This window comes from Pseudomonas sp. GW821-FHT07F05, from assembly GCF_059418765.1.
Genome location: NZ_JBWKQL010000013.1, coordinates 115,906 through 139,714, shown reverse-complemented (window position 1 = coordinate 139,714; position 23,809 = coordinate 115,906). Strand labels below are relative to the sequence as shown.

Annotated in this window: 21 protein-coding genes; 15 read left to right on the top strand and 6 right to left on the bottom strand. The window is 60.0% G+C overall.

The genetic code is table 11. The features are described from left to right. The 9 genes from rplO (at position 1) to bfr (ending at position 5,626) form a co-directional block, all read left to right on the top strand. A complete protein-coding gene (gene rplO / locus AC07RO_RS22490) occupies positions 1 to 432 on the top strand; it encodes a 50S ribosomal protein L15 (RefSeq protein WP_037017733.1) in 432 nt (143 codons plus the stop codon). Then, complete coding sequence (gene secY, locus AC07RO_RS22485) at positions 433 to 1,764, top strand: preprotein translocase subunit SecY (RefSeq protein WP_065988454.1); 1,332 nt, start codon at positions 433 to 435, stop codon at positions 1,762 to 1,764. 28 nt (positions 1,765 to 1,792) lie between these two features. Further along, entirely contained in the window at positions 1,793 to 1,909 is a 117-nt protein-coding gene (gene rpmJ, locus AC07RO_RS22480; protein ID WP_002555468.1) for a 50S ribosomal protein L36, read from the top strand. A gap of 131 nt (positions 1,910 to 2,040) precedes the next feature. After that, positions 2,041 to 2,397: a 30S ribosomal protein S13 gene (rpsM, locus tag AC07RO_RS22475; protein WP_037017739.1), complete on the top strand. Its 357-nt coding sequence runs from the start codon at positions 2,041 to 2,043 to the stop codon at positions 2,395 to 2,397. A gap of 30 nt (positions 2,398 to 2,427) precedes the next feature. After that, positions 2,428 to 2,817 carry a 30S ribosomal protein S11 gene (gene rpsK, locus AC07RO_RS22470; protein ID WP_002555466.1) on the top strand — a complete coding sequence of 130 codons (390 nt, stop codon included), beginning with the start codon at positions 2,428 to 2,430 and terminating at the stop codon, positions 2,815 to 2,817. An 18-nt stretch (positions 2,818 to 2,835) separates the two neighbouring features. Then, positions 2,836 to 3,456 (top strand): 30S ribosomal protein S4, encoded by a 621-nt coding sequence (gene rpsD, locus AC07RO_RS22465; RefSeq protein WP_037017742.1) that lies wholly within the window; start codon positions 2,836 to 2,838, stop codon positions 3,454 to 3,456. 22 nt (positions 3,457 to 3,478) lie between these two features. Continuing rightward, positions 3,479 to 4,480, top strand: coding sequence for a DNA-directed RNA polymerase subunit alpha (locus tag AC07RO_RS22460; protein ID WP_007970428.1), 1,002 nt, complete (start codon positions 3,479 to 3,481; stop codon positions 4,478 to 4,480). 42 nt (positions 4,481 to 4,522) lie between these two features. Continuing rightward, positions 4,523 to 4,909, top strand: a complete 387-nt coding sequence (gene rplQ / locus AC07RO_RS22455; protein ID WP_074891753.1) for a 50S ribosomal protein L17 — start codon at positions 4,523 to 4,525, stop codon at positions 4,907 to 4,909. A gap of 252 nt (positions 4,910 to 5,161) precedes the next feature. Further along, positions 5,162 to 5,626 carry a bacterioferritin gene (bfr, locus tag AC07RO_RS22450; RefSeq protein WP_122623962.1) on the top strand — a complete coding sequence of 155 codons (465 nt, stop codon included), beginning with the start codon at positions 5,162 to 5,164 and terminating at the stop codon, positions 5,624 to 5,626. Between the two features lie 73 nt (positions 5,627 to 5,699). On the opposite strand, the gene uvrA is transcribed toward bfr, so the two are convergent. Then, complete coding sequence (gene uvrA / locus AC07RO_RS22445) at positions 5,700 to 8,534, bottom strand: excinuclease ABC subunit UvrA (protein ID WP_192174977.1); 2,835 nt, start codon at positions 8,532 to 8,534, stop codon at positions 5,700 to 5,702. Positions 8,535 to 8,723: 189 nt separating this feature from the next. Here uvrA and AC07RO_RS22440 point away from each other — a divergent pair, with 189 nt between their 5' ends. Together AC07RO_RS22440 and AC07RO_RS22435 are read left to right on the top strand one after the other, a co-directional pair. Continuing rightward, entirely contained in the window at positions 8,724 to 10,118 is a 1,395-nt protein-coding gene (locus AC07RO_RS22440) for an MFS transporter (RefSeq protein ID WP_495087121.1), read from the top strand. 9 nt (positions 10,119 to 10,127) lie between these two features. Continuing rightward, positions 10,128 to 10,667: a single-stranded DNA-binding protein gene (locus AC07RO_RS22435; RefSeq protein ID WP_037017756.1), complete on the top strand. Its 540-nt coding sequence runs from the start codon at positions 10,128 to 10,130 to the stop codon at positions 10,665 to 10,667. A gap of 91 nt (positions 10,668 to 10,758) precedes the next feature. On the opposite strand, the gene AC07RO_RS22430 is transcribed toward AC07RO_RS22435, so the two are convergent. The 3 genes from AC07RO_RS22430 to AC07RO_RS22420 are packed head-to-tail and all read right to left on the bottom strand — an operon-like array spanning position 10,759 to position 14,278. Beyond that, positions 10,759 to 11,238 carry a nuclear transport factor 2 family protein gene (locus tag AC07RO_RS22430; protein WP_346627612.1) on the bottom strand — a complete coding sequence of 160 codons (480 nt, stop codon included), beginning with the start codon at positions 11,236 to 11,238 and terminating at the stop codon, positions 10,759 to 10,761. 49 nt (positions 11,239 to 11,287) lie between these two features. Continuing rightward, positions 11,288 to 11,866, bottom strand: coding sequence for a TetR/AcrR family transcriptional regulator (locus tag AC07RO_RS22425; protein ID WP_495087120.1), 579 nt, complete (start codon positions 11,864 to 11,866; stop codon positions 11,288 to 11,290). Positions 11,867 to 11,923: 57 nt separating this feature from the next. Further along, complete coding sequence (locus AC07RO_RS22420; protein WP_495087119.1) at positions 11,924 to 14,278, bottom strand: FdhF/YdeP family oxidoreductase; 2,355 nt, start codon at positions 14,276 to 14,278, stop codon at positions 11,924 to 11,926. On the opposite strand from AC07RO_RS22420, the gene AC07RO_RS22415 reads away from it, so the two are divergent. Together AC07RO_RS22415 and AC07RO_RS22410 are read left to right on the top strand one after the other, a co-directional pair. Further along, positions 14,277 to 14,477: a hypothetical protein gene (locus AC07RO_RS22415; protein WP_495087118.1), complete on the top strand. Its 201-nt coding sequence runs from the start codon at positions 14,277 to 14,279 to the stop codon at positions 14,475 to 14,477. The two genes, AC07RO_RS22420 and AC07RO_RS22415, sit on opposite strands and share 2 nt — an antisense overlap. A 20-nt stretch (positions 14,478 to 14,497) precedes the next feature. Beyond that, positions 14,498 to 16,657 (top strand): mechanosensitive ion channel family protein, encoded by a 2,160-nt coding sequence (locus tag AC07RO_RS22410; protein ID WP_495087117.1) that lies wholly within the window; start codon positions 14,498 to 14,500, stop codon positions 16,655 to 16,657. Positions 16,658 to 16,660: 3 nt separating this feature from the next. Here AC07RO_RS22410 and AC07RO_RS22405 read toward each other — a convergent pair whose 3' ends face one another. Then, a complete protein-coding gene (locus tag AC07RO_RS22405) occupies positions 16,661 to 20,974 on the bottom strand; it encodes a DEAD/DEAH box helicase (protein WP_495087116.1) in 4,314 nt (1,437 codons plus the stop codon). A 202-nt stretch (positions 20,975 to 21,176) separates the two neighbouring features. Between AC07RO_RS22405 and AC07RO_RS22400 the strand changes: the two genes are divergently transcribed. Together AC07RO_RS22400 and AC07RO_RS22395 are read left to right on the top strand one after the other, a co-directional pair. After that, positions 21,177 to 22,061, top strand: coding sequence for a sugar nucleotide-binding protein (locus tag AC07RO_RS22400; RefSeq protein ID WP_122536834.1), 885 nt, complete (start codon positions 21,177 to 21,179; stop codon positions 22,059 to 22,061). Then, a complete protein-coding gene (locus AC07RO_RS22395; RefSeq protein WP_495087115.1) occupies positions 22,054 to 22,983 on the top strand; it encodes an NAD-dependent epimerase/dehydratase family protein in 930 nt (309 codons plus the stop codon). The genes AC07RO_RS22400 and AC07RO_RS22395 overlap by 8 nt, the downstream gene beginning before the upstream one ends. 82 nt (positions 22,984 to 23,065) lie before the next feature. Here the strand turns inward: AC07RO_RS22395 and AC07RO_RS22390 are convergent, their stop codons facing one another. Then, positions 23,066 to 23,752: an OmpW/AlkL family protein gene (locus AC07RO_RS22390; RefSeq protein ID WP_282370151.1), complete on the bottom strand. Its 687-nt coding sequence runs from the start codon at positions 23,750 to 23,752 to the stop codon at positions 23,066 to 23,068. Positions 23,753 to 23,809 lie beyond the last annotated feature (57 nt).

Below are 23,809 nucleotides of genomic sequence, written 5' to 3'. Positions count from 1 at the left end.
ATGAAACTCAATGATCTGAGTCCAGCGCCGGGTTCCCGTCGCGAAAAGCATCGTCCGGGCCGTGGTATCGGTAGTGGTTTGGGCAAGACCGGTGGCCGTGGCCACAAAGGTCAGACCTCCCGCTCCGGTGGCACCATTGCTCCGGGCTTCGAAGGCGGCCAACAGCCGTTGCATCGTCGTCTGCCCAAGTTCGGCTTCGTCTCTTTGAAAGCTATGGATCGTGCTGAAGTTCGCACCTCCGAGCTGGCTAAAGTAGAAGGCGTCGTCACTGTGCAGTCCCTGAAGGATGCCAACGTGATCAACCAAAACGTACAGCGTGTGAAAATCATGCTGTCCGGTGAGGTTACTCGCGCAGTCACCCTCAAAGGTATCGCAGCCACCAAAGGTGCGCGTGCGGCTATCGAAGCAGCTGGCGGCAAGTTCGAGGAATAAATGGCTAAGCAAGGTGCTCTCTCAGCGCTAGGCAAAAGCGGCGGGTTGTCCGAACTCTGGGCTCGTCTGCGTTTCCTGTTCCTGGCGATTATCGTCTATCGGATCGGTGCGCATATCCCAGTTCCGGGTATCAACCCTGACCGTCTGGCGGACCTGTTTCGACAGAATGAGGGGACCATTCTTAGCTTGTTCAACATGTTTTCAGGTGGTGCGCTGGAGCGCATGAGCATTTTTGCACTGGGGATCATGCCGTATATCTCGGCATCGATCATCATGCAGCTCATGACCGCGGTCAGCCCGCAGCTGGAGCAGTTGAAGAAGGAAGGTGAGGCTGGTCGTCGTAAGATCAGCCAGTACACCCGCTATGGCACCGTCGTCCTGGCTCTGGTTCAAGCTATTGGCATGTCCATTGGTTTGGCCGGTCAGGGCGTTGCGTTCTCAGCAGATATCGGCTTCCACTTCGTTGCAGTCACCACCTTTGTTGCTGGTGCGCTGTTCATGATGTGGCTGGGCGAGCAGATCACTGAGCGAGGTGTTGGCAACGGTATCTCGATGTTGATTTTTTCGGGTATCGTCGCCGGTCTTCCGAGAGCGATCGGGCAGTCTTTCGAGTCTGCACGTCAGGGTGATATCAATATCTTCGCCTTGGTCGCCATCGGTTTGCTGGCAGTAGCGATCATCGGTTTCGTGGTGTTCATCGAGCGTGGTCAGCGTCGTATTGCTGTTCACTACGCCAAACGTCAGCAGGGCCGCAAGGTCTTCGCTGCGCAGACGAGCCACTTGCCGTTGAAAGTGAACATGGCGGGCGTTATTCCTGCCATCTTCGCTAGCAGCATCTTGCTGTTTCCGGCTTCGCTGGGTGCCTGGTTCGGTCAGTCTGAAGGTATGGGCTGGTTGCAGGACATCTCGCAGTCGATCGCACCTGGTCAGCCGTTGAATATTCTGCTGTTTAGTGCAGGGATTATTTTCTTCTGCTTCTTCTATACGGCGTTGATGTTCAATCCGAAAGACGTAGCGGAAAACCTGAAGAAGTCCGGTGCCTTTATTCCGGGCATTCGTCCTGGTGAGCAGTCTGCGCGCTATATTGATGGTGTTCTGACTCGTCTGACCATGTTCGGTGCTCTCTATATGATGGCCGTGTGCTTGCTTCCACAGTTTCTCGTGGTCGCTGCAAACGTGCCGTTTTACCTTGGCGGGACCTCGTTGCTGATCGTGGTCGTGGTTGTGATGGACTTCATGTCCCAAGTGCAATCGCACCTCGTTTCGCACCAGTATGAATCCCTGATGAAGAAAGCCAACCTGAAGGGCTACGGCAGCGGCATGCTGCGCTGAAGCACCCATAAGGTTCGAGGAGTTGGTGATGAAAGTTCGTGCATCGGTGAAAAAGCTGTGCCGCAACTGCAAGATTATTCGCCGCGAAGGTGTTGTTCGAGTAATTTGCAGCGCGGAACCACGTCACAAGCAGCGCCAAGGCTAAATGTGATCTGTGCTAAAAGCCCAGCAGCTAGTGCGCTGCTGGGTTGATTATTTGTTATTACAGCGATATTATCTCGCGCCCTATTTCTTGGCTTCCGGGGCGTAGGTAGCTGTCAATTGGAGTCCCACTGAATGGCCCGTATTGCAGGCGTTAACATTCCAGATAACAAGCATACTGTTATCTCGCTGACCTACATCTATGGTGTTGGTCGCACAACTGCACACAAAATCTGTGCTACTACCGGGGTTAACCCGGCGGTAAAGATCAAAGATCTGAGCGACGAGCAGATTGAACAGCTGCGTGGCGAAGTCGCGAAGTTCACCACTGAAGGTGATCTGCGTCGCGAAATCAACATGAAAATCAAGCGCTTGATGGACCTCGGTTGCTATCGCGGTCTGCGTCATCGTCGTGGTCTTCCAGTACGCGGTCAGCGTACCAAGACTAACGCGCGTACCCGTAAAGGTCCGCGTAAGCCGATCCGCAAGTAATCGCCCCAGCGAATCGACAGGAATTAAATCATGGCAAAACCTGCTGCTCGTCCTCGTAAAAAAGTTAAAAAGACAGTGGTTGATGGCATCGCCCACATCCATGCATCTTTTAACAACACAATCGTGACCATCACCGACCGTCAAGGTAACGCTCTGTCCTGGGCAACCTCCGGTGGTTCGGGTTTCCGCGGTTCTCGCAAGTCCACGCCGTTTGCTGCTCAAGTAGCTGCTGAACGTGCTGGTCAAGCTGCGCTGGAATACGGCCTGAAAAACCTCGACGTCAACGTCAAAGGTCCAGGTCCAGGTCGTGAATCTGCTGTCCGTGCTTTGAACGGCTGCGGCTACAAGATCGCCAGCATCACCGACGTGACGCCAATCCCGCACAACGGGTGCCGTCCGCCGAAGAAGCGCCGCGTGTAATCCAGGAGATTGTAAAGAATGGCTCGTTACATTGGTCCAAAATGCAAACTCGCTCGTCGCGAAGGCACCGATCTCTTTCTGAAGAGCGGCGTGCGCGCGATCGAATCGAAGTGCAACATCGAAGCAGCACCTGGTATCCACGGCCAACGCCGCGGTCGCCAGTCCGACTACGGCACCCAACTGCGTGAAAAGCAGAAAGTCCGTCGTATTTATGGCGTTCTCGAGCGTCAGTTCAGCGGTTACTACAAAGAAGCTGCCGGCAAGAAAGGCGCAACTGGTGAGAACCTGCTGCAACTGCTCGAATGCCGTCTGGATAACGTTGTATACCGCATGGGCTTTGGTTCGACTCGTGCCGAATCGCGTCAGCTGGTATCGCACAAGTCGGTCAGCGTAAACGGCAAAACCGTTAACGTTCCGTCCTACCAGGTCCGTGCTGGTGACGTAGTGGCAATTCGCGAAAAAGCGAAGAACCAGCTGCGTATTGTCCAGGCTCTCGATCTGTGTGCCCAACGTGGCCGCGTAGAATGGGTAGAAGTAGACACTGAGAAAAAGTCTGGCGTCTTCAAAAGCGTCCCAGCTCGCAGTGATCTGTCCGCCGACATCAACGAAAGCCTGATTGTCGAGCTCTACTCCAAGTAAGGGCTAGAAAATAGGTGCATCCATGCAGATTTCGGTAAATGAGTTCCTGACACCCCGCCACATTGATGTGCAGGTTGTCAGTCCGACCCGCGCCAAAATCACTCTCGAGCCTCTCGAGCGTGGTTTCGGCCATACCCTGGGCAACGCGCTGCGCCGCATCCTGTTGTCCTCCATGCCCGGCTGTGCAGTAGTCGAGGCCGAGATTGATGGTGTACTCCATGAGTACAGCGCAATCGAAGGTGTACAGGAAGATGTCATTGAAATCCTGTTGAACCTGAAAGGTCTGGCTATCAAGCTGCACGGTCGAGACGAAGTTACGCTGACCTTGTCGAAGAAGGGTTCGGGGGTGGTTACCGCTGCCGATATTCAGCTGGATCATGATGTCGAGATCGTTAACCCCGATCACGTAATCGCTAACCTGGCGTCTAACGGCGCCCTGAACATGAAGCTCGTTGTAGCTCGTGGTCGCGGTTATGAACCAGCAGACTCGCGTCAGAGCGATGAAGACGAAAGCCGCAGCATTGGTCGCTTGCAGCTCGACTCTTCGTTCAGCCCGGTTCGTCGCATTGCATACGTGGTGGAAAACGCCCGTGTCGAGCAACGTACCAACCTGGACAAGCTGGTTATCGATCTGGAAACCAACGGTACTCTGGATCCTGAAGAGGCTATCCGTCGTGCAGCAACCATTCTGCAACAGCAGTTGGCTGCGTTCGTCGACCTCAAAGGTGACAGCGAACCCGTTGTAGTCGAACAGGAAGACGAGATCGATCCGATCCTGCTTCGTCCGGTTGACGATTTGGAACTGACCGTACGTTCGGCCAACTGCCTTAAGGCGGAGAACATTTACTACATCGGCGACCTGATTCAGCGCACCGAAGTAGAACTGTTGAAGACTCCGAACCTGGGCAAGAAATCCTTGACCGAGATCAAGGACGTTCTGGCTTCTCGTGGTCTCTCCCTCGGCATGCGCCTCGACAACTGGCCGCCTGCAAGTCTTAAGAAGGACGACAAGGCGACTGCCTGATCGTCGTAATCACCGAACGTACTGTTTGGTAAGGAATGAACCATGCGTCATCGTAAAAGTGGACGTCACCTGAGCCGTACCAGCTCTCACCGTAAGGCCATGTTCCAAAACATGGCGGTGTCGCTGTTCGAGCACGAGCTGATCAAAACTACCCTGCCGAAAGCCAAAGAACTGCGTCGCGTTGCTGAGCCGCTGATCACCTTGGCCAAGATTGACAGCGTTGCTAACCGTCGTCTGGCATTTGACCGTACCCGTTCGAAAGAAATGGTCGGCAAACTGTTTAACGATCTGGGCAAGCGTTATGCAACTCGTGAGGGTGGCTACCTGCGCATCCTCAAGTGCGGCTTCCGCGCTGGCGACAATGCGCCTATGGCGTACGTCGAACTGGTTGATCGTCCTGTCGGTGGCTCTGTAGAAGCCGCTGAATAAGACATCAGTCAATACAAAGAACCGGGCCTAGTGCCCGGTTTTTTGTTGTCCGCACCAAAGCCTCCCGGAGCGCTAGACTCAGCGTAATTCGGGGTGATTCTAAGTGATAAACGGAACCCTCCTCATTTACCCGTCTTTTCGGTACCAAATGTCCGAATTTCGCCGGATTTCTATGTTTATTTGCTATGCCGTAGGGTGACCAACCAGTCTTGTTGGTTCAAACTAACGCCTTTCACGTGGAGATGGACGGCGATGCAAGGCCACCCGGATGTAATTGATTACCTCAACACGCTGTTGACTGGCGAACTGGCTGCGCGCGACCAGTATTTCGTTCACTCGCGGATGTACGAAGATTGGGGTTTCAGCAAGCTGTACGAACGTATCAATCACGAGATGGAAGAAGAGGCTCAACACGCAGATGCGTTGATGCGCCGGATTCTGATGCTCGAAGGCACTCCGCGTATGCGTCCTGACGATCTGGATGTGGGCACTACGGTACCGGAGATGCTCGCCAGCGATCTTCGCCTGGAATACAAGGTGCGAGCCGCACTGTGCAAAGGTATTGCGCTCTGTGAGCAGCACAGAGACTACGTCAGCCGCGACATCCTCCGCATTCAGCTCGCCGACACCGAAGAAGACCATACCTATTGGCTTGAGAAGCAATTAGGCCTGATCAAGTCCATCGGCCTCGAAAACTATCTTCAGTCGCAGTTCTGATTGCTCAGACCGCCACTACAAAAAAAGCCCTTGCCGCATATTGCGACAAGGGCTTTTTGTTAAGCCGATGCAATCAGGCGCGATCGCGCTCCAGAAGCGGCTTCAGATAGTGGCCGGTGTAGGACTGTTTCATGTCCGCCACCTGCTCTGGCGTACCGGTCGCGATGATCTGCCCGCCTTTCGAACCCCCTTCAGGGCCCAGGTCGACCAGCCAGTCGGCGGTCTTGATCACATCCAGGTTGTGCTCGATCACAACGACCGTGTTGCCGTGGTCGCGAAGTCGATGCAATACATCCAGCAATTGCTGAATATCCGCGAAGTGCAGGCCGGTGGTGGGCTCGTCGAGGATGTACAGGGTCTTGCCGGTGTCACGCTTGGACAGCTCGCGCGACAGCTTCACCCGCTGCGCTTCACCACCAGAAAGCGTGGTCGCTGACTGGCCAAGTTTGATATAGGACAGCCCCACATCCATCAGCGTCTGCAGCTTCCGGGCAAGGGCAGGCACGGCGTCGAAGAATGTCCGCGCTTCCTCGATCGTCATTTCCAGGACCTCGTGGACGTTTTTGCCTTTGTACTTAACCTCGAGCGTCTCACGGTTGTATCGCTTGCTCTTGCACACATCGCAAGGAACGTAGATGTCAGGCAGAAAATGCATCTCAACCTTGATCAAGCCGTCGCCCTGGCACGCTTCGCAGCGACCACCCTTGACGTTGAAAGAGAATCGGCCAGGGCCGTAGCCACGAGACCTTGACTCGGGCACGCCGGCGAATAGCTCACGGATTGGCGTGAACAGCCCGGTATAGGTCGCAGGATTTGACCGTGGGGTACGCCCGATTGGGCTCTGGTCGATATCGACGACTTTATCCAGGTGCTGCAGGCCGTCGATGCTGTCGTGTGCCGATGCCTCAAGCGTCGTTGCGCCATTGAGCGCAGTAGCGCTGAGAGGGAACAGCGTGTTGTTGATCAGCGTAGATTTGCCCGATCCCGATACACCGGTCACGCAGGTCAGCAAGCCAATTGGAATTTCCAGATCGACGTTGCGCAGGTTATTGCCACGCGCGCCTTTGAGTTTGAGCGAGAGCTTTTTATTGCGAGGCGTCCGCTTGGCAGGGACGGCGATCTTCACCCGGCCCGAGAGGTATTTACCGGTCAGCGAGTCCGGATGGTCCATCACCTCCTGTGGTGTGCCCTCCGCGACAATCTTGCCGCCATGCACGCCTGCGCCCGGCCCGATGTCGACCACGTAGTCGGCCAGTCGGATGGCGTCCTCGTCGTGCTCCACCACAATCACCGTGTTGCCGATGTCTCGCAGGTGCCGCAACGTGTCCAGCAGCCGATCGTTATCGCGCTGGTGCAAGCCGATTGAAGGCTCATCGAGGATGTACATCACGCCGACCAGGCCTGCACCGATCTGGCTAGCCAGACGAATCCGCTGCGCCTCACCGCCGGAGAGCGTATCGGCGCTGCGGTCCAGTGTCAGATAGTCGAGCCCGACGTTGACGAGGAACTGCAGACGCTCGCGAATTTCCTTGAGAATTTTGTCAGCGATTTCGCCGCGTCGCCCCGTGAGCTTCAGCTCACCAAAATAATTGGTTGCGTCGCCAATCGGCATGTTGGTGACGGCGGGAAGTGTCTTCTCGCCAACCCACACATGACGGGCCTCTCGGCGCAACCGCGTGCCACGACATTCGGGGCAGGGTTGGGTACTGAGAAACTTCGCCAGCTCCTCGCGAACCGTTGTCGATTCGGTTTCCCGGTACCGGCGCTCAAGATTCGGGACAATGCCTTCGAACGGGTGCGCACGTTTGACGATGTCGCCGCGGTCGTTCAGGTAACGGAAGTCAACGCTGTCCTTACCGCTGCCGCCCAGCAGGACCTTCTGCAAATCGGCCGGCAGTTCCTTGAACGGCACCTCCAGGCTGAAGCCGTAATGCTTCGCCAACGAGCCGAGCATCTGGAAGTAATAGACGTTTCGCCGGTCCCAGCCACGAATCGCGCCTTCTGCGAGGGTAAGTTCGCCATTGACTAGACGTTTGGTGTCGAAGAATTGCTTCACGCCCAGCCCGTCGCAGGTTGGGCATGCGCCGGCGGGGTTGTTGAACGAGAACAGCTTTGGCTCAAGCTCGCTGATCGCATGGCCACAGATCGGGCAAGCGAATCGCGCGGAGAAAATGATCTCTTCGCCGGGCTCGTCGTCCATCGGCGCAACCAGCGCGATGCCGTCAGCCAGCTTCAGCGCGGTCTCGAAGGACTCAGCCAAGCGCTGTTGCAAGTCCGAACGCACCTTGAAGCGGTCAACGACGACATCGATCGAGTGCTTCTTCTGTTTATCGAGCTTGGGAAGTTCGTCCAGCTCGCACAGCCGACCGTTCACCCGAGCCCGGACGAAACCCTGAGCGCGAAGCTCTTCGAAGACGGCCAAATGCTCGCCTTTGCGCTCCCGTACCACGGGGGCAAGCAGCATCAGTTTGGCGCCTTCCGGCTGGGCCAGGACCAGGTCGACCATCTGGCTGACGGTTTGCGCCTCCAGAGGAATGTCGTGATCCGGGCAACGCGGCTGTCCCACGCGCGCATACAGCAGACGCAGGTAGTCGTAGATCTCGGTGATGGTGCCCACGGTCGAGCGCGGGTTGTGGGACGTGGACTTCTGCTCGATGGAAATGGCCGGCGACAGGCCTTCGATCGTGTCGACGTCCGGCTTCTCCATCATCGACAGGAACTGACGCGCGTAGGCGGACAGCGACTCGACGTAGCGGCGCTGGCCCTCGGCGTAGAGCGTATCGAACGCCAGGGACGATTTTCCTGAGCCGGACAATCCGGTGATGACGATCAGCTTGTCGCGTGGAAGGGTCAGGTCGATGTTCTTCAGGTTGTGGGTTCGAGCCCCACGAATCAAGATCTTGTCCAAAGCTGGCCTCGCACGGCGGGCGTGTAAAACGTGGAAGTATACGGGGAAATACTGGATGGATACACACTGTTGAGGATCGCGCGGCCTCACTCGGAAAAAAGAAAATTCCTGCGATGCGCGGCAAACCGTCGTATGTGCTCTAAACGATGGGACTGGTAGAATCGCCGCCGGTTCATACGAGGTTCCTTCATGCACGATTCTCACAGCGAGCGCATGAGCGGCAGCGAAACCCGCGCCGCGGGCGGTCTGGCGCTGGTGTTCGCCTTCCGTATGCTTGGCATGTTCATGGTGCTGCCCGTCCTCGCCACTTACGGGATGGACCTTGCGGGCGCCAGCCCGGCACTCATCGGTCTGGCGATCGGCGCTTACGGCCTGACACAAGCGGTGCTGCAGATTCCGTTTGGCATTATTTCTGATCGCATCGGCCGTCGTCCCGTCATTTATCTAGGACTGATCGTGTTTGCGCTCGGCAGCGTGCTGGCCGCTCAGTCGACCTCGATCTGGGGCGTGATCGCCGGTCGAGTTCTGCAAGGCGCGGGCGCTATCTCCGCTGCGGTCATGGCGTTGCTGTCGGATCTGACCCGCGAGCAGCATCGCACCAAAGCCATGGCGATGATCGGCATGACCATTGGTGTGTCCTTCGCCGTTGCGATGGTGGTCGGCCCCATTCTCACCAGTGCGTTCGGATTGTCCGGCCTGTTTCTGGCGACCGGCGCGATGGCGCTGGTGGGCGTGGCAATCGTCGCCTTCGTCGTGCCCAAGTCCACGGTAACCCTGCAGCACCGGGAGTCCGGTCTGGCGCGACAGGCATTGGGCGCGACGCTTCGTCATCCTGACCTGTTGCGTCTGGACTTGGGTATCTTCGCGTTGCACGCCATGCTGATGTCCAGTTTCGTGGCATTGCCGCTGGCGCTCGTCGAGAAAGCCGGCCTGCCCAAAGAGCAGCACTGGTGGGTGTATCTGACCGCACTGCTGATTTCGTTCTTCGCAATGATCCCTTTCATCATCTACGGCGAAAAGAAGCGTCAGATGAAGCGCGTGTTACTCGGCGCCGTACTGGTGCTGATGCTCACTGAGCTATTCTTCTGGGAGTTCGGCGACACGCTGCGAGCACTGGTCATCGGTACCGTGGTCTTTTTCACCGCATTCAATTTGCTCGAAGCGTCGCTGCCGTCGCTGATCAGCAAAGTGTCTCCGGCGGGCGGGAAGGGCACGGCGATGGGGATTTATTCCACCAGTCAGTTCCTGGGTTCGGCAGCGGGGGGCATCCTCGGTGGGTGGCTTTTCCAGCACGGCGGACTGGATGTGGTGTTCCTGGGAGGCGCCGGGCTGGCCGCCCTCTGGCTGGCGTTTGCTGTTACCATGCGCGAACCTCCCTACGTAACCAGCCTTCGCTTGCCGTTGTCGCCCGAGGCTCAACGCGACACAGGCCTTGCCGATCGCGTGTTGGCCGTACGTGGAGTAACAGATGCAGTAGTGGTGGCCGACGAGGCTGCCATCTATATCAAATTTGACAAAGAACTGTTGGATCGGGCGTCTTTCGACGAAGTGGTCAATCCAGCGTCGGAAACGTGTGAAGCCTAGGAGAACGTTATGGCCCGTGGGGTAAACAAAGTCATATTGGTCGGCACATGCGGCCAGGATCCCGAAGTCCGCTACATGCCTAATGGTAATGCCGTGACCAACCTGAGTCTGGCGACAAGCGAACAGTGGACCGACAAGCAAACCGGTCAGAAGGTCGAGAAGACCGAATGGCACCGCGTATCGATGTTCGGCAAGGTCGCCGAAATCGCCGGCGAGTACCTGCGCAAGGGTTCGCAGGTCTATATCGAAGGCAAGTTGCAGACTCGCGAGTGGGAAAAAGACGGCATCAAGCGTTACACGACTGAAATCGTCGTCGACATGCAAGGCACCATGCAGTTGCTCGGTGGCCGTCCTCAGGGCGACGGCGCTCCTCAGGGCCAAGGCGGTGGCGGTTATCAGAACTCCCAGAACTCCGCGCCGCGTCCGCAACAGCAGGCCCGCCCGCAGCAGTCCGCTCCTCAGCCACAGCGCGAGTCGCGTCCCGCGCCGCAACAAGCGCCGCAGCCGGCACCGGATTTCGACAGCTTCGATGACGACATCCCGTTCTAAGCAGCGCGTTACCCAAACGCAATAACGCTGCAAACAAAAGCCCCCGCACAGCTCAGCTGTCGGGGGCTTTGTTTTGGGTCGCGTTCGAGGATTACAAACCCAGATCCGACAACCCGGGATGATCATCAGGACGCCGGCCCAGCGGCCAGTGAAACTTGCGATCCGCTTCTTTGATCGGCATGTCATTGATGCAGGCGAAACGCCGCGCCATCAAGCCGTCTTCATTGAATTCCCAATTCTCGTTGCCGTACGAGCGGAACCAATTGCCTGAGTCGTCGTGCCATTCGTACGCGTAACGCACCGCGATGCGGTTATCGGTGAACGCCCAGAGTTCTTTGATCAGGCGATAGTCGAGCTCCTTGTTCCACTTGCGTATCAGGAAATGTTTCGCCTCTTCACGGTTCTCGGCGAAATCGGCGCGGTTGCGCCATTTGGTGTCGAGTGTGTAGGCCAGCGAAACCTTTTCAGCGTCCCGGCTGTTCCAGCCATCCTCAGCCAGGCGAACCTTCTCGATGGCGGATTCGCGGGTGAATGGGGGAAGTGGCGGGCGAGTTTGGGCATTGGACGACATGGTGGACCTCCAGGCAGTGATGATTCGGCGGTGGGTGGGACGTTTGAGGCTAGGAACTGGAGCGCAGGCGCTGCTCAAGCAGCAACTGCGCAACCGCCTTGGCGCTTTCTGCAGCGCTGTAGTCACCCATGACGCGGGCGACGGTGATCGCGCCTTCCATGAGGATGAGTAACTGCTTGGCCAAGGCTTGCGGATCGGCAATCCCAATCTGCTCGCAGAGCTCCAGCGTGTAATCAAGCAGCTTCTGTTTGTGCAGTTTGGCGATCAGACGGATGGGGTCTTGCGGGTCGCCCACTTCACCTGCCGTGTTGATGAACGCGCAGCCGCGAAAGCCTTCGGACTCGAACCAGCCTTTGAGCACGTCAAACATATTCAGAATGCGCGCTTCAGGGGTGTCGGCCTTGTCGGACTCAGTCCGAAACCAGTCCATCCAGCGCACGTCGCGGGCGTTGAGTGCAGCGGCGGCCACATCGTCTTTGGTGGCGAAATAGCGATAGATGCTTTTCCTCGCGACGCCCGACGTCTTCACCAGAAGGTCCATGCCGGTGGCCTGGATGCCGTTCTGATAAATGAGTTGCTCGGCAGTCGCGAGGATTTTCTCGCGGGTGGGGTTTGTTGATGTATTCATGACGCAGAAGGTAGAACGTACGTTCTCCTGCGTCAAGCCACTCATTCAAAAACAGGCTCAACGCACCTGATCGGACTCCGGCAGCGCACGTTTCAAATCCTCGGTGCTGGGTGAGGCCTTGGCCAGCGTAACGGGGACGGATTTGGCCGCAGGCACCTTGCTGCGTTTAGCGTGGTGCCACAACGGAACGAGTGGGTTGCACTCGGGGTAGTACGCTGCGCAGCAGTTTTCGGGGATGTCGTAAGCGATGATCTGCAGAGGCCCTACCGAACGCGTGACCTGCGGCTCGATGGCGGTGGTGACGTTGACCCAGTCTCCCGGTTTGAAGCCCATTCGCAGGACATCGTTACGGTTCATGAAGATGACCGCGCGGGTGCCGCTGACGCCACGGAAGCGATCTTCGTAGCCGTAGATCGTGGTGTTGAACTGGTCGTTGCTGCGCAGCGTCATCAGTTGCAGCACGTCGCGGCGAGTATGGTTCGGGTACACGTCATCGTCTTCTTCAAGCAGCTCGGGCGTAATGAACATTGCGCGACCGCTCTCGGTTTTCCATTCACGCTTCGCTGCGGCAATGGGGCGATGAAAACCGCCGGTTTCCCACATGCGGGTTTCCATGTCGTGGAAAATCTCGGGGTAGACCTGAGCGATGCCCTGACGAATCAGCGCGTAATCGCGGCGCCAGGCGTCCCAGTCGATTTGAGTGGTCCCAGGTAACGTTGCCTCGGCGATGCCCGCGAGGATGGCGATTTCGGCGCGGAGATGGGCGCTGGCCGGTTGGCTATTACCCTGCCAGGCCCGCACGCAGCCCGTACTGTCTTCAGTGGTATAGACCTGCTCGACGCCATTTTGCACATCCTTTTCGATGCGCCCGAGGCAGGGCAGGATCCACGCGTTTTTCCCCGGAACCAGATGTGTGCGGTTCAGCTTGGTCGCGATCTGGACGTTCAGGTCCAACGTGTTCCAGGCCGGCTCCATGCGGGACGTGTCCGGGATCGCCCGCAGAAAATTCCCGCCGAGCCCGATGAATCCGCGCACGCTCCCGTCCAGCAGTCCTTCGCAGGTCTCAACGGTGTTCAAGCCTTTTTTCGGCGGGACCGAGAAGCCATACAGCGCCTCAATCTTATCCACAGGAATTTTTTTCGGGTCTTCGGTAATGCCAACCGTGCGCTGCCCCTGCACATTGGAGTGACCGCGCACCGGGCAAATCCCGGCGCCGCGCTTGCCGATGTTGCCGCGCAGCAGGAGCAAATTCACCAACATTTGCACGTTGGTCACCCCGCGCCGGTGTTGGGTGATGCCCATGCCGTACACCAGCATCACGCGCTCGTGTCTGGCGTACACCGTCGCCACTGCCTCCAGCGCGCTACGGCTGAGTCCTGCCTGACGCTCGATGGTTTCCCACGGTGTTTCGAGCACGCAGTTGCAGAACTCGGCGAACCCTTCAGTGTGCTGGGCGATAAACGCCTGATCGATGATCCCGGGCTGACCCTTTGCCAGCGCCGCCTCGTCCATCTCAAACAGCGACTTGGCGATGCCTAGCACAACCGCCGTGTCGCCACCGATCGCCAACTGATGGTATTGGGTGCTGATGACCGTCGACTTCGGCCCGAGCATTTCCACCGGGGACTGCGGATTGACGAAGCGCTCGAGGCCGCGCTCGCGGATCGGGTTGAACGTGATGATCGGCACGTCACGCTGCCGCGCTTCACGCAGTTGATGCAGCATCCGCGGGCTGTTGCTGCCGACGTTCTGGCCGAAAAACAGGATGCAGTCAGTGTGCTCGAAGTCATCCAGCGTCACCGTTCCTACAGGTACCCCAATACTTTCCTGCAAGCCGACCGAGGTGCTCTCGTGGCACATGTTCGAGCTGTCGGGCAGATTGTTGTTGCCGTAGGCGCGGGCGATGAGCTGGTACATGAACGATGTTTCCAGCGAGGCCCGGCCCGATGCATAAAAAACCACGCTGTCGGGCGTCATGCTTTTCAGCTGCGCGCCGATGTCACGGTAGGCTTCCTCCCACGTGGTTTCCTGGTAGCGATCGGTCGCAGCGTTGTACCGCATGGGGTGCGTGAGGCGGCCCTGTTGCTCCAGGTCGTAATCGGGCCACTGGCGCAGTTCGGTGAGCGTGTGACGGGCGAAAAAGGCCGGGTCGGTCTTGCGCGACGTCAGTTCCCAGGCCGTGGCCTTCGCGCCGTTTTCGCAGAACTCCAGGCTGTGGGGTTTGCCGGGCTTGGCCCACGCGCAGCTGACGCAGGCGAATCCGCCCGGTTTGTTTTGCTTGATCAGCGGCAGCCCCGCTCGAATCGGCGCCTGCTCGCGCCAGAGGATCTCCATCACCGACTTTGCCGAGCCCCAACCGCCGGCGGCGGACGTGTAGGGACGGAAATGAGCTTTGGGATGGATGAGCGACATGGAGTTGATCCTCGGCGGAGCGGGCGCACTGGAGACAGTCGCCCTCGTTAAGGCTACGACGAAGCGGCTCGGTAAAGGTTCGTTACATTTGCTGGCGGGCGGACCGTCAACGGCCAACATGATGATTGCGCCTTGGAAACGAACTTGCTGGATGAAATTCGATCAGTTCCAGAGGGCCGATTTTTCCACGGTTCCCTGACCGAAGGAGTGACTCGCGTTTTGCCGAATTTCAAACCCTTTCTGTTGCTGTGCTTGCTGTTAAGCGTTTTCAGCGTCAATGTTCAAGCCGCCGACGCCCCCGCCGCTGCCACTGCTCCCGCTGCCGCTGCCGCACCTGCCGACCCGGCGCCAGAGGATCCTGCCAAAGCGGAGATTCTGGTCAAAGGCGGATTGCTCGGCGCCATCAGTTCCAGCATCGACAGCGTTCAAGACAAGCTCGATGTGGATGGCCACTTGCTCGACTCCTGGCGCCTGCGCGCCGACCGAGCCGCTGACGAGATCGACGCGCTGGTCAACAAGCCGCAGTCGCGCTCAGCGTGGCGGATTGCCGGCGATTTCGTGATGCTGTCCCTGGTGTGGGCGGGCGCGTTCCTGCTGCTCAACCGAATCGGCGCGTTTCTGGTCAATCGGTTATCACGGCATCGGTTCCTGATTCGCCGCGATCGCGTGGTCGGTGTGCTGGGCTATGTGTTGCCTTACATGGTGCCGGCGCTGATCTGCCTGCCGCTGACGCTCTACGTCAGTCACTTCATGCCGACGTCGGTGGGGCGCGCGCTGGCGCTGTGTCTGGCGTACTCGACCAGCAGCGGGATTTTCTCCACATCCGTGCTGTTGTCGCTGATCGTGCTGTTCAATTCGGGCCACAAACGGCCGGCGGTGCGCATCATTCGTCACTACGCGCCGCACCCGTTGTTCATCATCGGCTTTCTCGCGGCGTTGAGCGACGCGCTGACCAGTCCGCAGATTGCCCGGCTGTTCGGCGGTAACGTGACCACCAGCATCGCCGCGTTTACCGGGCTGATGGCGTCGGTCATGTTTGGCATGGTCGTCATCCGCATGCGTCGGCCGATCGCGCATCTGATCCGCAACCGTTCCCTCGGCGCCCGGCTGGCGCGGCCCGCGGTGCAACAGACGCTGAAGATTTTCTCCAGCCTGTGGCACTTGCCGATCCTGCTGATGATTCTGGTCTCGGCGGTGAATCTGATCGGCGCCGGCGAAGGCAGCCAGGAAGCCTTGCGTTGCGCGTTGCTGACGACGGTCCTGTTGATCGGCGCGGTGTTTCTCAGCACCTTGTTCCAGCACGTGTTCAAGCCCACCGAGGCGCGGACCGACAGTGTTTACAAGGAGCGTTTGCTGAGCCTGTTGCACGCAGTCATGCGTATTGCGCTGGCGATTGGCTTCATCGAGTTGCTGGGCCGGATCTGGGGTTTCTCGCTGTTTGAATTCGCCCAACGCAATGCGCTGGGCAAGGTGATCAGCGATTCGCTGAGCAGCATCGGTTTGATTCTGCTGGTGACCTGGCTGCTGTGGGTGGTAATGGACACGGCCATTCAGGAAGCCCTGAAGCCTCCGGCCAATGGACGTTCCGCGCGTCAGCCGAGCACACGGGTGAAGACCATCCTGCCGCTGCTGCGCAACGCGATGAAGATCATCCTGGTGGTGATCTGCACCATCACGACAATGGCGAACCTGGGCATCAACGTCGCGCCACTGCTGGCCGGTGCCGGGGTTGTCGGGCTGGCGATCGGTTTCGGTTCGCAGCAGTTGGTGCAGGACGTCATTACCGGGCTGTTCATCATCATCGAGGACACCATCTCCATCGGCGACTGGGTGGTGCTGGATTCGGGCCACGCCGGCACAGTCGAGAGCCTGACCATCCGCACCCTGCGTCTGCGCGACGGCAAGGGCTTCGTGCATTCGGTGCCGTTCGGACAGATCAAGGCCGTCACCAACCAGTCCCGGCAGTTCGCTTATGCGTTCTTCTCGTTCCAGTTCACTTACGACACGGACGTTGACGCGGCGACCTCGCTGATTCGTGAAGCGGGCCAGTCGATCAGCGACGATTTGCTGCTGGCGAGCAAACTGCAGGGGCCGCTGGAGGTGTTCGGGCTGGACCGCATGGACATGAACGGCATTGTCATCACGGCGCAGTTCCGCACCTCTTCGGGTGGGCAGTACGCGGTGAGCCGTGCATTCAACGACCGGCTCAAGCGTCTTGTGGATAAGTCGGCTGAGGTGCGATTCGCGCAAACTTATCCACAACTGGTGATGAGCCCGCACAATCGTCAGGCACCGGAGGGGGAAGAGGGCGCTGAGCAACAAGCGCTGCCCGGCAAGACATCGGTGGTGAACAAGGACGGGTCCGAAAGCCCGGCTTGAGATCTACCGGAACAGCCGGTCACGCACCTGCAACATCAGCGCCTCATCCACCTCGCCCCAGTACTGGGGCTTGCCGGCGATGATGGCGGCGATGGGAATGCCGTCGCGGTAAACCAGCTTGTTGCCGACAATCGCCGGGACTTTCGCGCCGGGCAGCAGCGTCCCGGCGAGGTTGAGCGGGTCGACCCCGCTGACGGCAATCAAGCTGCCGTCCAGCGGGCGGTTGCGGACTTCGCGCAACAACGGGATGGCTTCGGGCAGCGCGAATTGCTCACCGGCCAGGCCGGCAACGAAGCGCCCGCCGCGAATCTCTCCGCGAGCTTCAAGCCGATGGAACGTGCGCAGCAACTCGCGCCACGTCGGCAGCCAGTCCGCCTCGCGCTCCAGCAGGCGCCAGAACACCACGCCGTATCGACGCAGCAAGGTCATGGCGACATGCTCCAGCGTGTCGCTGTCGATCCTTTGCGACGCGCCTTCTTCCTTCGCCGGCGCGCGACGCAACAACGCCCAGCGCCCGGCATCGTCCATGCCGCCAATGAACGCGCCGCGGTTACGTCGACTGGTGTGGCTGGCGCGTTTGCTTGCCGGCGTGATCAGCGCGCGCAGCCCGGCGAAGCTGTCGGCATTGACCAGCCCGGCGCCAACCAATTCCTGCAGCGCCGTTTCCAGTTCAGCCCGCAGCAAGTGAGCTTCGGAGGTCAGCTCATCGAAAAACATCGCGCCCTGGCTCGACAACACTTCATGAACCTTCTGCGCGCGCAGGGATAATTCGGTCGGCGCCGGCTGTTCGGTCAGCCCGGTCCACAGGCGAACCTGCGGTCGCGGCAGCAGCACAATCGGCGTACTGCGCAACGCAGCGCTGCCGACCTTGTTGCGGCTGGTCAGACGCATCCACACCACTTTGCCGGACCGACACAGGTCATCCAGCCAGATCGATGAATAGTCTTTCAAGCGCGCCGGAAGCAGATCACTGTCCCACGCGCCTGCGGCTGACGAAAAACCCTCCAGTTGCGCGACGACTTCCGGCAGCGCGGCTTTGCCCTGACTCTGGGTCGTGGCGGACAGATGCTGCCAATCGAACAGAAAGCGGGTGAAGTCCTGCAGCGACACCGGCTCGATTTCCCGGCGCAGGCGTTTGACCGTATACCGGTGGATACGCGACAGCAGATGCCGCTCGCACCATTGCTCCTCACTCGCGTCAGGGTTGAACTGGCCGCCCAGCACATAACCTTCGCTCTCCAGCTGGGCCAGCGCCTGTGCGACTTCGCTGTGCGTCAGCGCCAACGGCTCAGCAATGGCGGGAACCGTCAGCGGGCCGAAACCGCCAAGCCGCGCCCGCACGATTTCGACGCGCGCTTCGTCCTCGCTCCACGTTTCATCGAACCCGGCCAATGCCGCCAATGGCGGGTGCATTTCGGCGGCGGGATAGATCGCCTGCAAACAGGTCAGCCGCTCCAGCGGAATCCACAGCGCCTGCTCCGGGGTGACCTGCAAGCGCGTGCCCCGGCCTGAGCGGGCAAGGCTCTCCAGCCATTTCATCCAGTCGCCGTGCTCGCGGGCCTCAACGCCGGTGATGCAGCCCAGGGTCATCAGCGCCTCGTGCATCTCATCCACGCTTTGCGGCTGCGGCCAGGCTTCATCGGCCACCGCTTTGATCGCATCAACATCCAGCGCGCCGAGATCGTCGGTGGATTCCGGATCGCTCCAGCGCCGATTCAGCACCGCCTGGGTGCGACGTTCTTCCAGTGGCGCGTTGTCGAGAAACGCATACGGCTTGGCGTTGAGAATTTCCGCTGCGAGCGGAGAGGGCGCGGGCAGATCGCGACTGACCAGACGCACTTCGCCGTTTTCCATACGCCGCAGCAGTTTGAGCCAGCCTTCGGCGTCCATGGCTTCGTGCAGGCAATCGTCCAGAGTTTGCTCGATCAGTGGATGCTCCGGCACCTCCCGCTCGCCCACCAGATTTTCCAGGCAGGCGATTTGCTCCGGAAACACCGTGGCGATCAGGTCATCGCTCTTGATCCGCTGCAGCTGCGGCGCCACTTTTCGCCCGCCGGTGTAACGCGGCAGGGCCAGTGCGACACCGGCGTTCCAGCGCCAGCGCACGCCGAACAGCGGCGCATCCAGTACTGCCTGAATCAGTAAATGCTCGGCAGTGGCGGAGTTGAGATAACGCCAGACTTCATCGAGCGCAAAACTGTGCGCCGTGGACAGCGACAGCACGATGGCGTCCTCGCTGGCGGCGGCTTGCAGCTCGAAGTTGAAGGTGCGGCAGAAGCGCTTGCGCAGCGCCAGGCCCCACGCGCGATTGACCCGGCTGCCAAACGGGGAATGAATCACCAGCTGTGTGCCGCCGGACTGATCGAAAAAGCGCTCAATGACCAGCGTGTCCTGTGACGGCAGCGCACCCAGGGCCGAGTGCGCGCGGGCGAGGTATTCAATGATCTGCTCGGCGCTCGCGAGATCCAGGCCCAGGCTTTTCATCAGCCAGTCCGTGCAGGCCAGAAGGTTGCCGGGATGGGCGCTGAGCTGCTGGTCGATGTCGGCCTGCAAGCGTGCGACGGCAAAAGACAATTCATCGCTGCGCCCCGGGGCCTCGCCCATCCAGAACGGAATGTTTGGCGGCATGCCGTGGGCGTCCTCAACCCGCACGCGGCCGGACTCGATCCGCAGAATGCGGTAGGACGTGTTGCCCAGCTGGAAGATGTCACCCGCCGCGCTTTCCACGGCGAAGTCTTCGTTGACGGTGCCGATGTTGAGCGCCTGGGGTTCGAGGACCACGCTGTAATCGGCGTTGTCCGGAATCGTGCCGCCACTGGTGACCGCCGTGAGTTTGCTGCCGCGCCGACCACGCAACGTGCGGGTTACCGCGTCGCGATGCAGGTACGCCGCGCGCACGCCCTGACGCCCGCTGTAACCCTCGGCGAGCATGCTGAGCAGCGCCTGATAATGGGTTTCGTCGACTTCGGCGTAGGGCGAGGCCTTGCGGAACAGCGCCAGCAGGTCCTGCTCCTGCCATTCCTGACAGCTGACCTCGGCAATGATCTGCTGCGCCAGCACATCCAGCGGCGCCTCGGGAATGACCAGTGTGTCGAGCTCGCCGCGACGCACGCAATCCAGCAGCGCCGCGCACTCGATCAGATCATCCCGGGAAACAGCAAACAGCCGTCCCTTGGGCGTCCCGCCTACGTGGTGCCCGGAACGACCGACCCGCTGCAAGAAGGAAGCGATGGATCGGGGCGAACTGATCTGGCAAACCAGATCGACGTCACCGATATCAATCCCCAGCTCCAGCGAAGCCGTGGCGATCAACACCTGCAGGTCACCGCGCTTGAGGCGCTGCTCGGCGTCGAGTCGTTGCTCTTTTGCCATGCTGCCGTGGTGGGCCGCTACCGCCTCTTTGCCCAGTCGCTCACTCAGATGCCGCGCCATGCGCTCAGCCAGCCGCCGGGTGTTGACGAAGATGAGAGTGGTGCGGTGTTCGCGCGCCAGCACCGCGAGCCGGTCATAGACCAGTTGCCAGACGTCACTGGACATCACGGCGCTCAAGGCAACCGGCGGCACTTCGATGGCCAGATCCCGAGGACGCGCGTGGCCGATGTCAACGATGGCGCAAGGGCGACTGATCGGATCGCTGCCGACCAGAAAGCGTGACACCCGCTCGATGGGCTTTTGCGTCGCCGACAGCCCGATGCGCAGCAGCGGTTTTGCACACAGCGCCTGCAAACGCTCCAGCGTCAGGGCGAGATGGCTGCCACGCTTGCCGGCCGCGATCGCGTGAATCTCATCGACGATGACGGTCTGCGTGCTCGACAACATGCGCCGACCGGAGTCGGAGCCCAGCAGCACGTACAGCGACTCCGGCGTCGTGACCAAGATATTCGGCGCGGTTTTACGCATGGCCGTGCGTTCTTTCTGCGGCGTATCACCAGTGCGCACGGCGGTGGTGATGCGCAGCCCCGGCAGGCCTTGCTGAATCAGTTGATCGGTGATGCCCGCCAACGGATTCTGCAGGTTGATCTGGATGTCGTTGGACAGCGCTTTCAGGGGCGAGACGTAGACCACGAAGGTCTCATTCGGCAGCTCGCCGCCGTGCTCCAGCCCTTGATGCACCAGATCATCGATGACTGCCAGAAACGCCGTCAGGGTTTTCCCGGAACCGGTGGGCGCGGCGATCAACGTGGACTGGCGGCCCTTGATCAACGGCCACGCCTGGGCCTGGGCCGCAGTAATGGCCGGGAACGTGGAGCGAAACCACGCGCTGACCGCCGGATGAAAGGCGTCGAGCACCGGGTCGGGTGTCTGGGGAAGGTTCATGCGCAATTAATGCGGGCGCCGGCGGGTAGATGCAAGGGTCAGATGCTCAGGGGAAGACACAAGGGCGAGTGATCGGAGACGCGTTTCAGGGCGCCGCACGCGCGCATGCCCGCCGTTGTTGGGACTTGCCCGATGACGTGTTATGTTTGCGGACGTTTTTCACCTATTTTTAATCGACCTGAAGACTGAGCCTGCTGACTCTATGCGAATGCGCCTTATGCTGTTGGGCGGCGGGAATGCCCTCGGGCAGGCGTTGATTCGTCTAGGTGCCGAGGAGAACATTGGTTTCCTCGCGCCGCGTCCACCCCAAGACGGTTGGGACGCGGCAAGCCTGACGCAACTGCTCGATGACACCCGCCCGGATGCCTTGATCAATCTCGCTTACTACTTCGACTGGTTTCAGGCGGAGCGGGTGAGCGCTGACAGGCTGGATAATCAGGAACGCTCCGTCGAGCGTCTCGCTGAACTGTGCCAGCACCACAATATCGTCCTCGTCCAACCCTCCAGCTACCGCGTGTTCGACGGTTCGCGGGCGACGGCTTACAGCGAAAAAGACGAGCCCGTGCCGCTGGGTTCCCGTGGCCAGGCCTTGTGGCGCATCGAGCAAAGCGTGCGCGCCACCTGCCCGCAACATGTGCTGCTTCGGTTCGGCTGGCTGCTCGACGACAGCGCCGAAGGCGTGCTCGGGCGCTTTCTCAGCCGCGCCGAATCCCCCGGTGAATTGCTGCTGGCGGACGACCGTCGTGGCAATCCGACCCCGGTCGATGACGCCGCGAGGGTCATCATTTCGGTGCTCAAACAGCTCGATTGCGCCGCGCCGCTGTGGGGCACTTACCACTACGCCGGGCACGAAGCGACCACGCCACTGGCGTTCGGTCAGGCCGTGTTGACCGAAGCCCGTCTGCTGCGTCCGCTGGCAATCGAAACGCCGACCGCCCAGGCCCACGCTGCACGTCCGGACGCCAGCGAAGAGCCGCAGAACGCCGTGCTCGCCTGCAAGAAAATTCTCCACACTTTCGGTATCAAGCCACGCGCCTGGCGTGCTGGTTTGCCCAACCTACTGGACCGCTACTACCGCCATGTCTGATGCTCCTGTCCTCATCACCGGCGGCGCCGGTTTCATCGGTTCGCACCTGACCGACGCGCTGCTCGCCAAGGGCTACGCCGTACGCATCCTTGACGATCTTTCCACCGGCAAACGCAGCAACCTGCCGCTGGACAATCCCCGTGTCGAGTTGATCGAAGGTGATGTCGCCGATGCCGCGCTGGTGGCCCGGGTGGCGGTGGGTTGTCAGGCCGTGGCGCACCTGGCTGCCGTCGCGTCGGTGCAGGCCTCGGTGGATGATCCGGTGAAGACGCACCAGAGCAATTTCATCGGCACGCTAAATGTCTGTGAAGCGATGCGCGAGGCCGGTATCAAACGCGTGGTGTTTGCTTCCAGCGCTGCGGTTTACGGCAACAACGGTGAAGGCGAGGCCATCACCGAAGATACGCCGAAAGCGCCGCTGACCCCCTACGCGTCGGACAAACTGGCCGGTGAGCACTACTTCGATTTCTATCGTCGCCAGCACGGTTTCGAGCCCGTGATTTTCCGCTTCTTCAACATCTTCGGCCCGCGTCAGGACCCTTCTTCGCCGTACTCCGGCGTGATCAGCATTTTCGCAGAGCGGGCGGTAAACGGTCTGCCGATTGCGGTGTTCGGCGACGGCGAGCAGACCCGGGACTTCTTCTACGTCGAGGACCTGGTGGACCTCGTGGTGCAGGGCATCGAGATGCCGACGGTGGCAGAGGGCGCAGTCAATGTCGGGCTGAACGCGACGACTTCGTTGAATGAGCTGCTGAGCGCCCTTGCCGAGGTGGTGGGAGATCTGCCGCCGGTGAGCTACTTGCCCGCACGCTCGGGTGACATCAAGCATTCACGTGCCAGCAATCAGCGTCTGCTTGAGCGCTTTAAGGTGCCCGAGCCGACGCCGCTGAAAGTCGGGCTGGCGCGGCTGCTGGGGCGCTGAAACCCGCGCAGCAAAAAGGCACCGAGGAGGTGCCTTTTTTGTGCCTGCTGGGTCGGGCGCAAGCGCTTCGAACTTCAAGCGCTTAGAACTTGTAACCCACCCCGACCATGTACACCCACGGATCGACGTCCACGTTCACTTTGGTCCGGCCGACGCCCAGCGCCGACGGACCGTCCAGCGTGGCTTGGGTGTCGATGTCCACGTACCAGACGGCGGCGTTGAGCATGATCTTGTCCGTCAGCATGTAGTCCGCGCCGATCTGACCGGCCCAGCCCCACGAATTCTTGATGTGAAGGTTGTTCATGCCCTGGCCTTTGCGTTCGCTGCTCAGGTTTTCGTCGTAGAACCAGGTGTAGTTCACGCCGACACCAGCATAGGGCTGGAACTTCGACGTCGCGTCCATCGGGTAGTACTGCAGCGACAGGGTAGGCGGCAGCTGTTTCACGTCCGCCAGCTTGCCATCCAGACCCGGGCCCAGGCCTTTAACCGCGACAGTGTGCTGGAAGGGCGTTGCCGCCAGCAACTCAAGGCCCACGTGATCGGTGAGCATGTAGGCGAACGCCAGCCCCAGTTGGGTGTCGCTGTCCAGCGTCGCTTTGGTACCCGGGACTTTGGTGCCGTCCAGCTTCAGGTTTCCGCTTTCTTCGTTGGGCGCCGTCGTGGCAGCACCGGCGCGAATGATGAAGTCACCGGCCTGGTGGGCGTGAGCGGCGAGAGGGACACCGAGTGCAAGCGCGAGCAGGGGCACGCTGAGCAGGGACTTGTGCATGGGGGCTCCGTAAGGGCATAAAAAGAGATGCCGTATGTTACGAAGCGTCTAGCTCGC

Coding starts and splice junctions, on each gene's coding strand:
- rplO (WP_037017733.1), top strand. CDS start 1: ATGAAACTCAATGATCTGAGTCCAGCGCCGGGTTCCCGTCGCGAAAAG.
- secY (WP_065988454.1), top strand. CDS start 433: ATGGCTAAGCAAGGTGCTCTCTCAGCGCTAGGCAAAAGCGGCGGGTTG.
- rpmJ (WP_002555468.1), top strand. CDS start 1,793: ATGAAAGTTCGTGCATCGGTGAAAAAGCTGTGCCGCAACTGCAAGATT.
- rpsM (WP_037017739.1), top strand. CDS start 2,041: ATGGCCCGTATTGCAGGCGTTAACATTCCAGATAACAAGCATACTGTT.
- rpsK (WP_002555466.1), top strand. CDS start 2,428: ATGGCAAAACCTGCTGCTCGTCCTCGTAAAAAAGTTAAAAAGACAGTG.
- rpsD (WP_037017742.1), top strand. CDS start 2,836: ATGGCTCGTTACATTGGTCCAAAATGCAAACTCGCTCGTCGCGAAGGC.
- AC07RO_RS22460 (WP_007970428.1), top strand. CDS start 3,479: ATGCAGATTTCGGTAAATGAGTTCCTGACACCCCGCCACATTGATGTG.
- rplQ (WP_074891753.1), top strand. CDS start 4,523: ATGCGTCATCGTAAAAGTGGACGTCACCTGAGCCGTACCAGCTCTCAC.
- bfr (WP_122623962.1), top strand. CDS start 5,162: ATGCAAGGCCACCCGGATGTAATTGATTACCTCAACACGCTGTTGACT.
- AC07RO_RS22440 (WP_495087121.1), top strand. CDS start 8,724: ATGCACGATTCTCACAGCGAGCGCATGAGCGGCAGCGAAACCCGCGCC.
- AC07RO_RS22435 (WP_037017756.1), top strand. CDS start 10,128: ATGGCCCGTGGGGTAAACAAAGTCATATTGGTCGGCACATGCGGCCAG.
- AC07RO_RS22430 (WP_346627612.1), bottom strand. CDS start 11,238: ATGTCGTCCAATGCCCAAACTCGCCCGCCACTTCCCCCATTCACCCGC.
- AC07RO_RS22425 (WP_495087120.1), bottom strand. CDS start 11,866: ATGAATACATCAACAAACCCCACCCGCGAGAAAATCCTCGCGACTGCC.
- AC07RO_RS22415 (WP_495087118.1), top strand. CDS start 14,277: ATGGAGTTGATCCTCGGCGGAGCGGGCGCACTGGAGACAGTCGCCCTC.
- AC07RO_RS22420 (WP_495087119.1), bottom strand. CDS start 14,278: ATGTCGCTCATCCATCCCAAAGCTCATTTCCGTCCCTACACGTCCGCC.
- AC07RO_RS22405 (WP_495087116.1), bottom strand. CDS start 20,974: ATGAACCTTCCCCAGACACCCGACCCGGTGCTCGACGCCTTTCATCCG.
- AC07RO_RS22400 (WP_122536834.1), top strand. CDS start 21,177: ATGCGAATGCGCCTTATGCTGTTGGGCGGCGGGAATGCCCTCGGGCAG.
- AC07RO_RS22395 (WP_495087115.1), top strand. CDS start 22,054: ATGTCTGATGCTCCTGTCCTCATCACCGGCGGCGCCGGTTTCATCGGT.
- AC07RO_RS22390 (WP_282370151.1), bottom strand. CDS start 23,752: ATGCACAAGTCCCTGCTCAGCGTGCCCCTGCTCGCGCTTGCACTCGGT.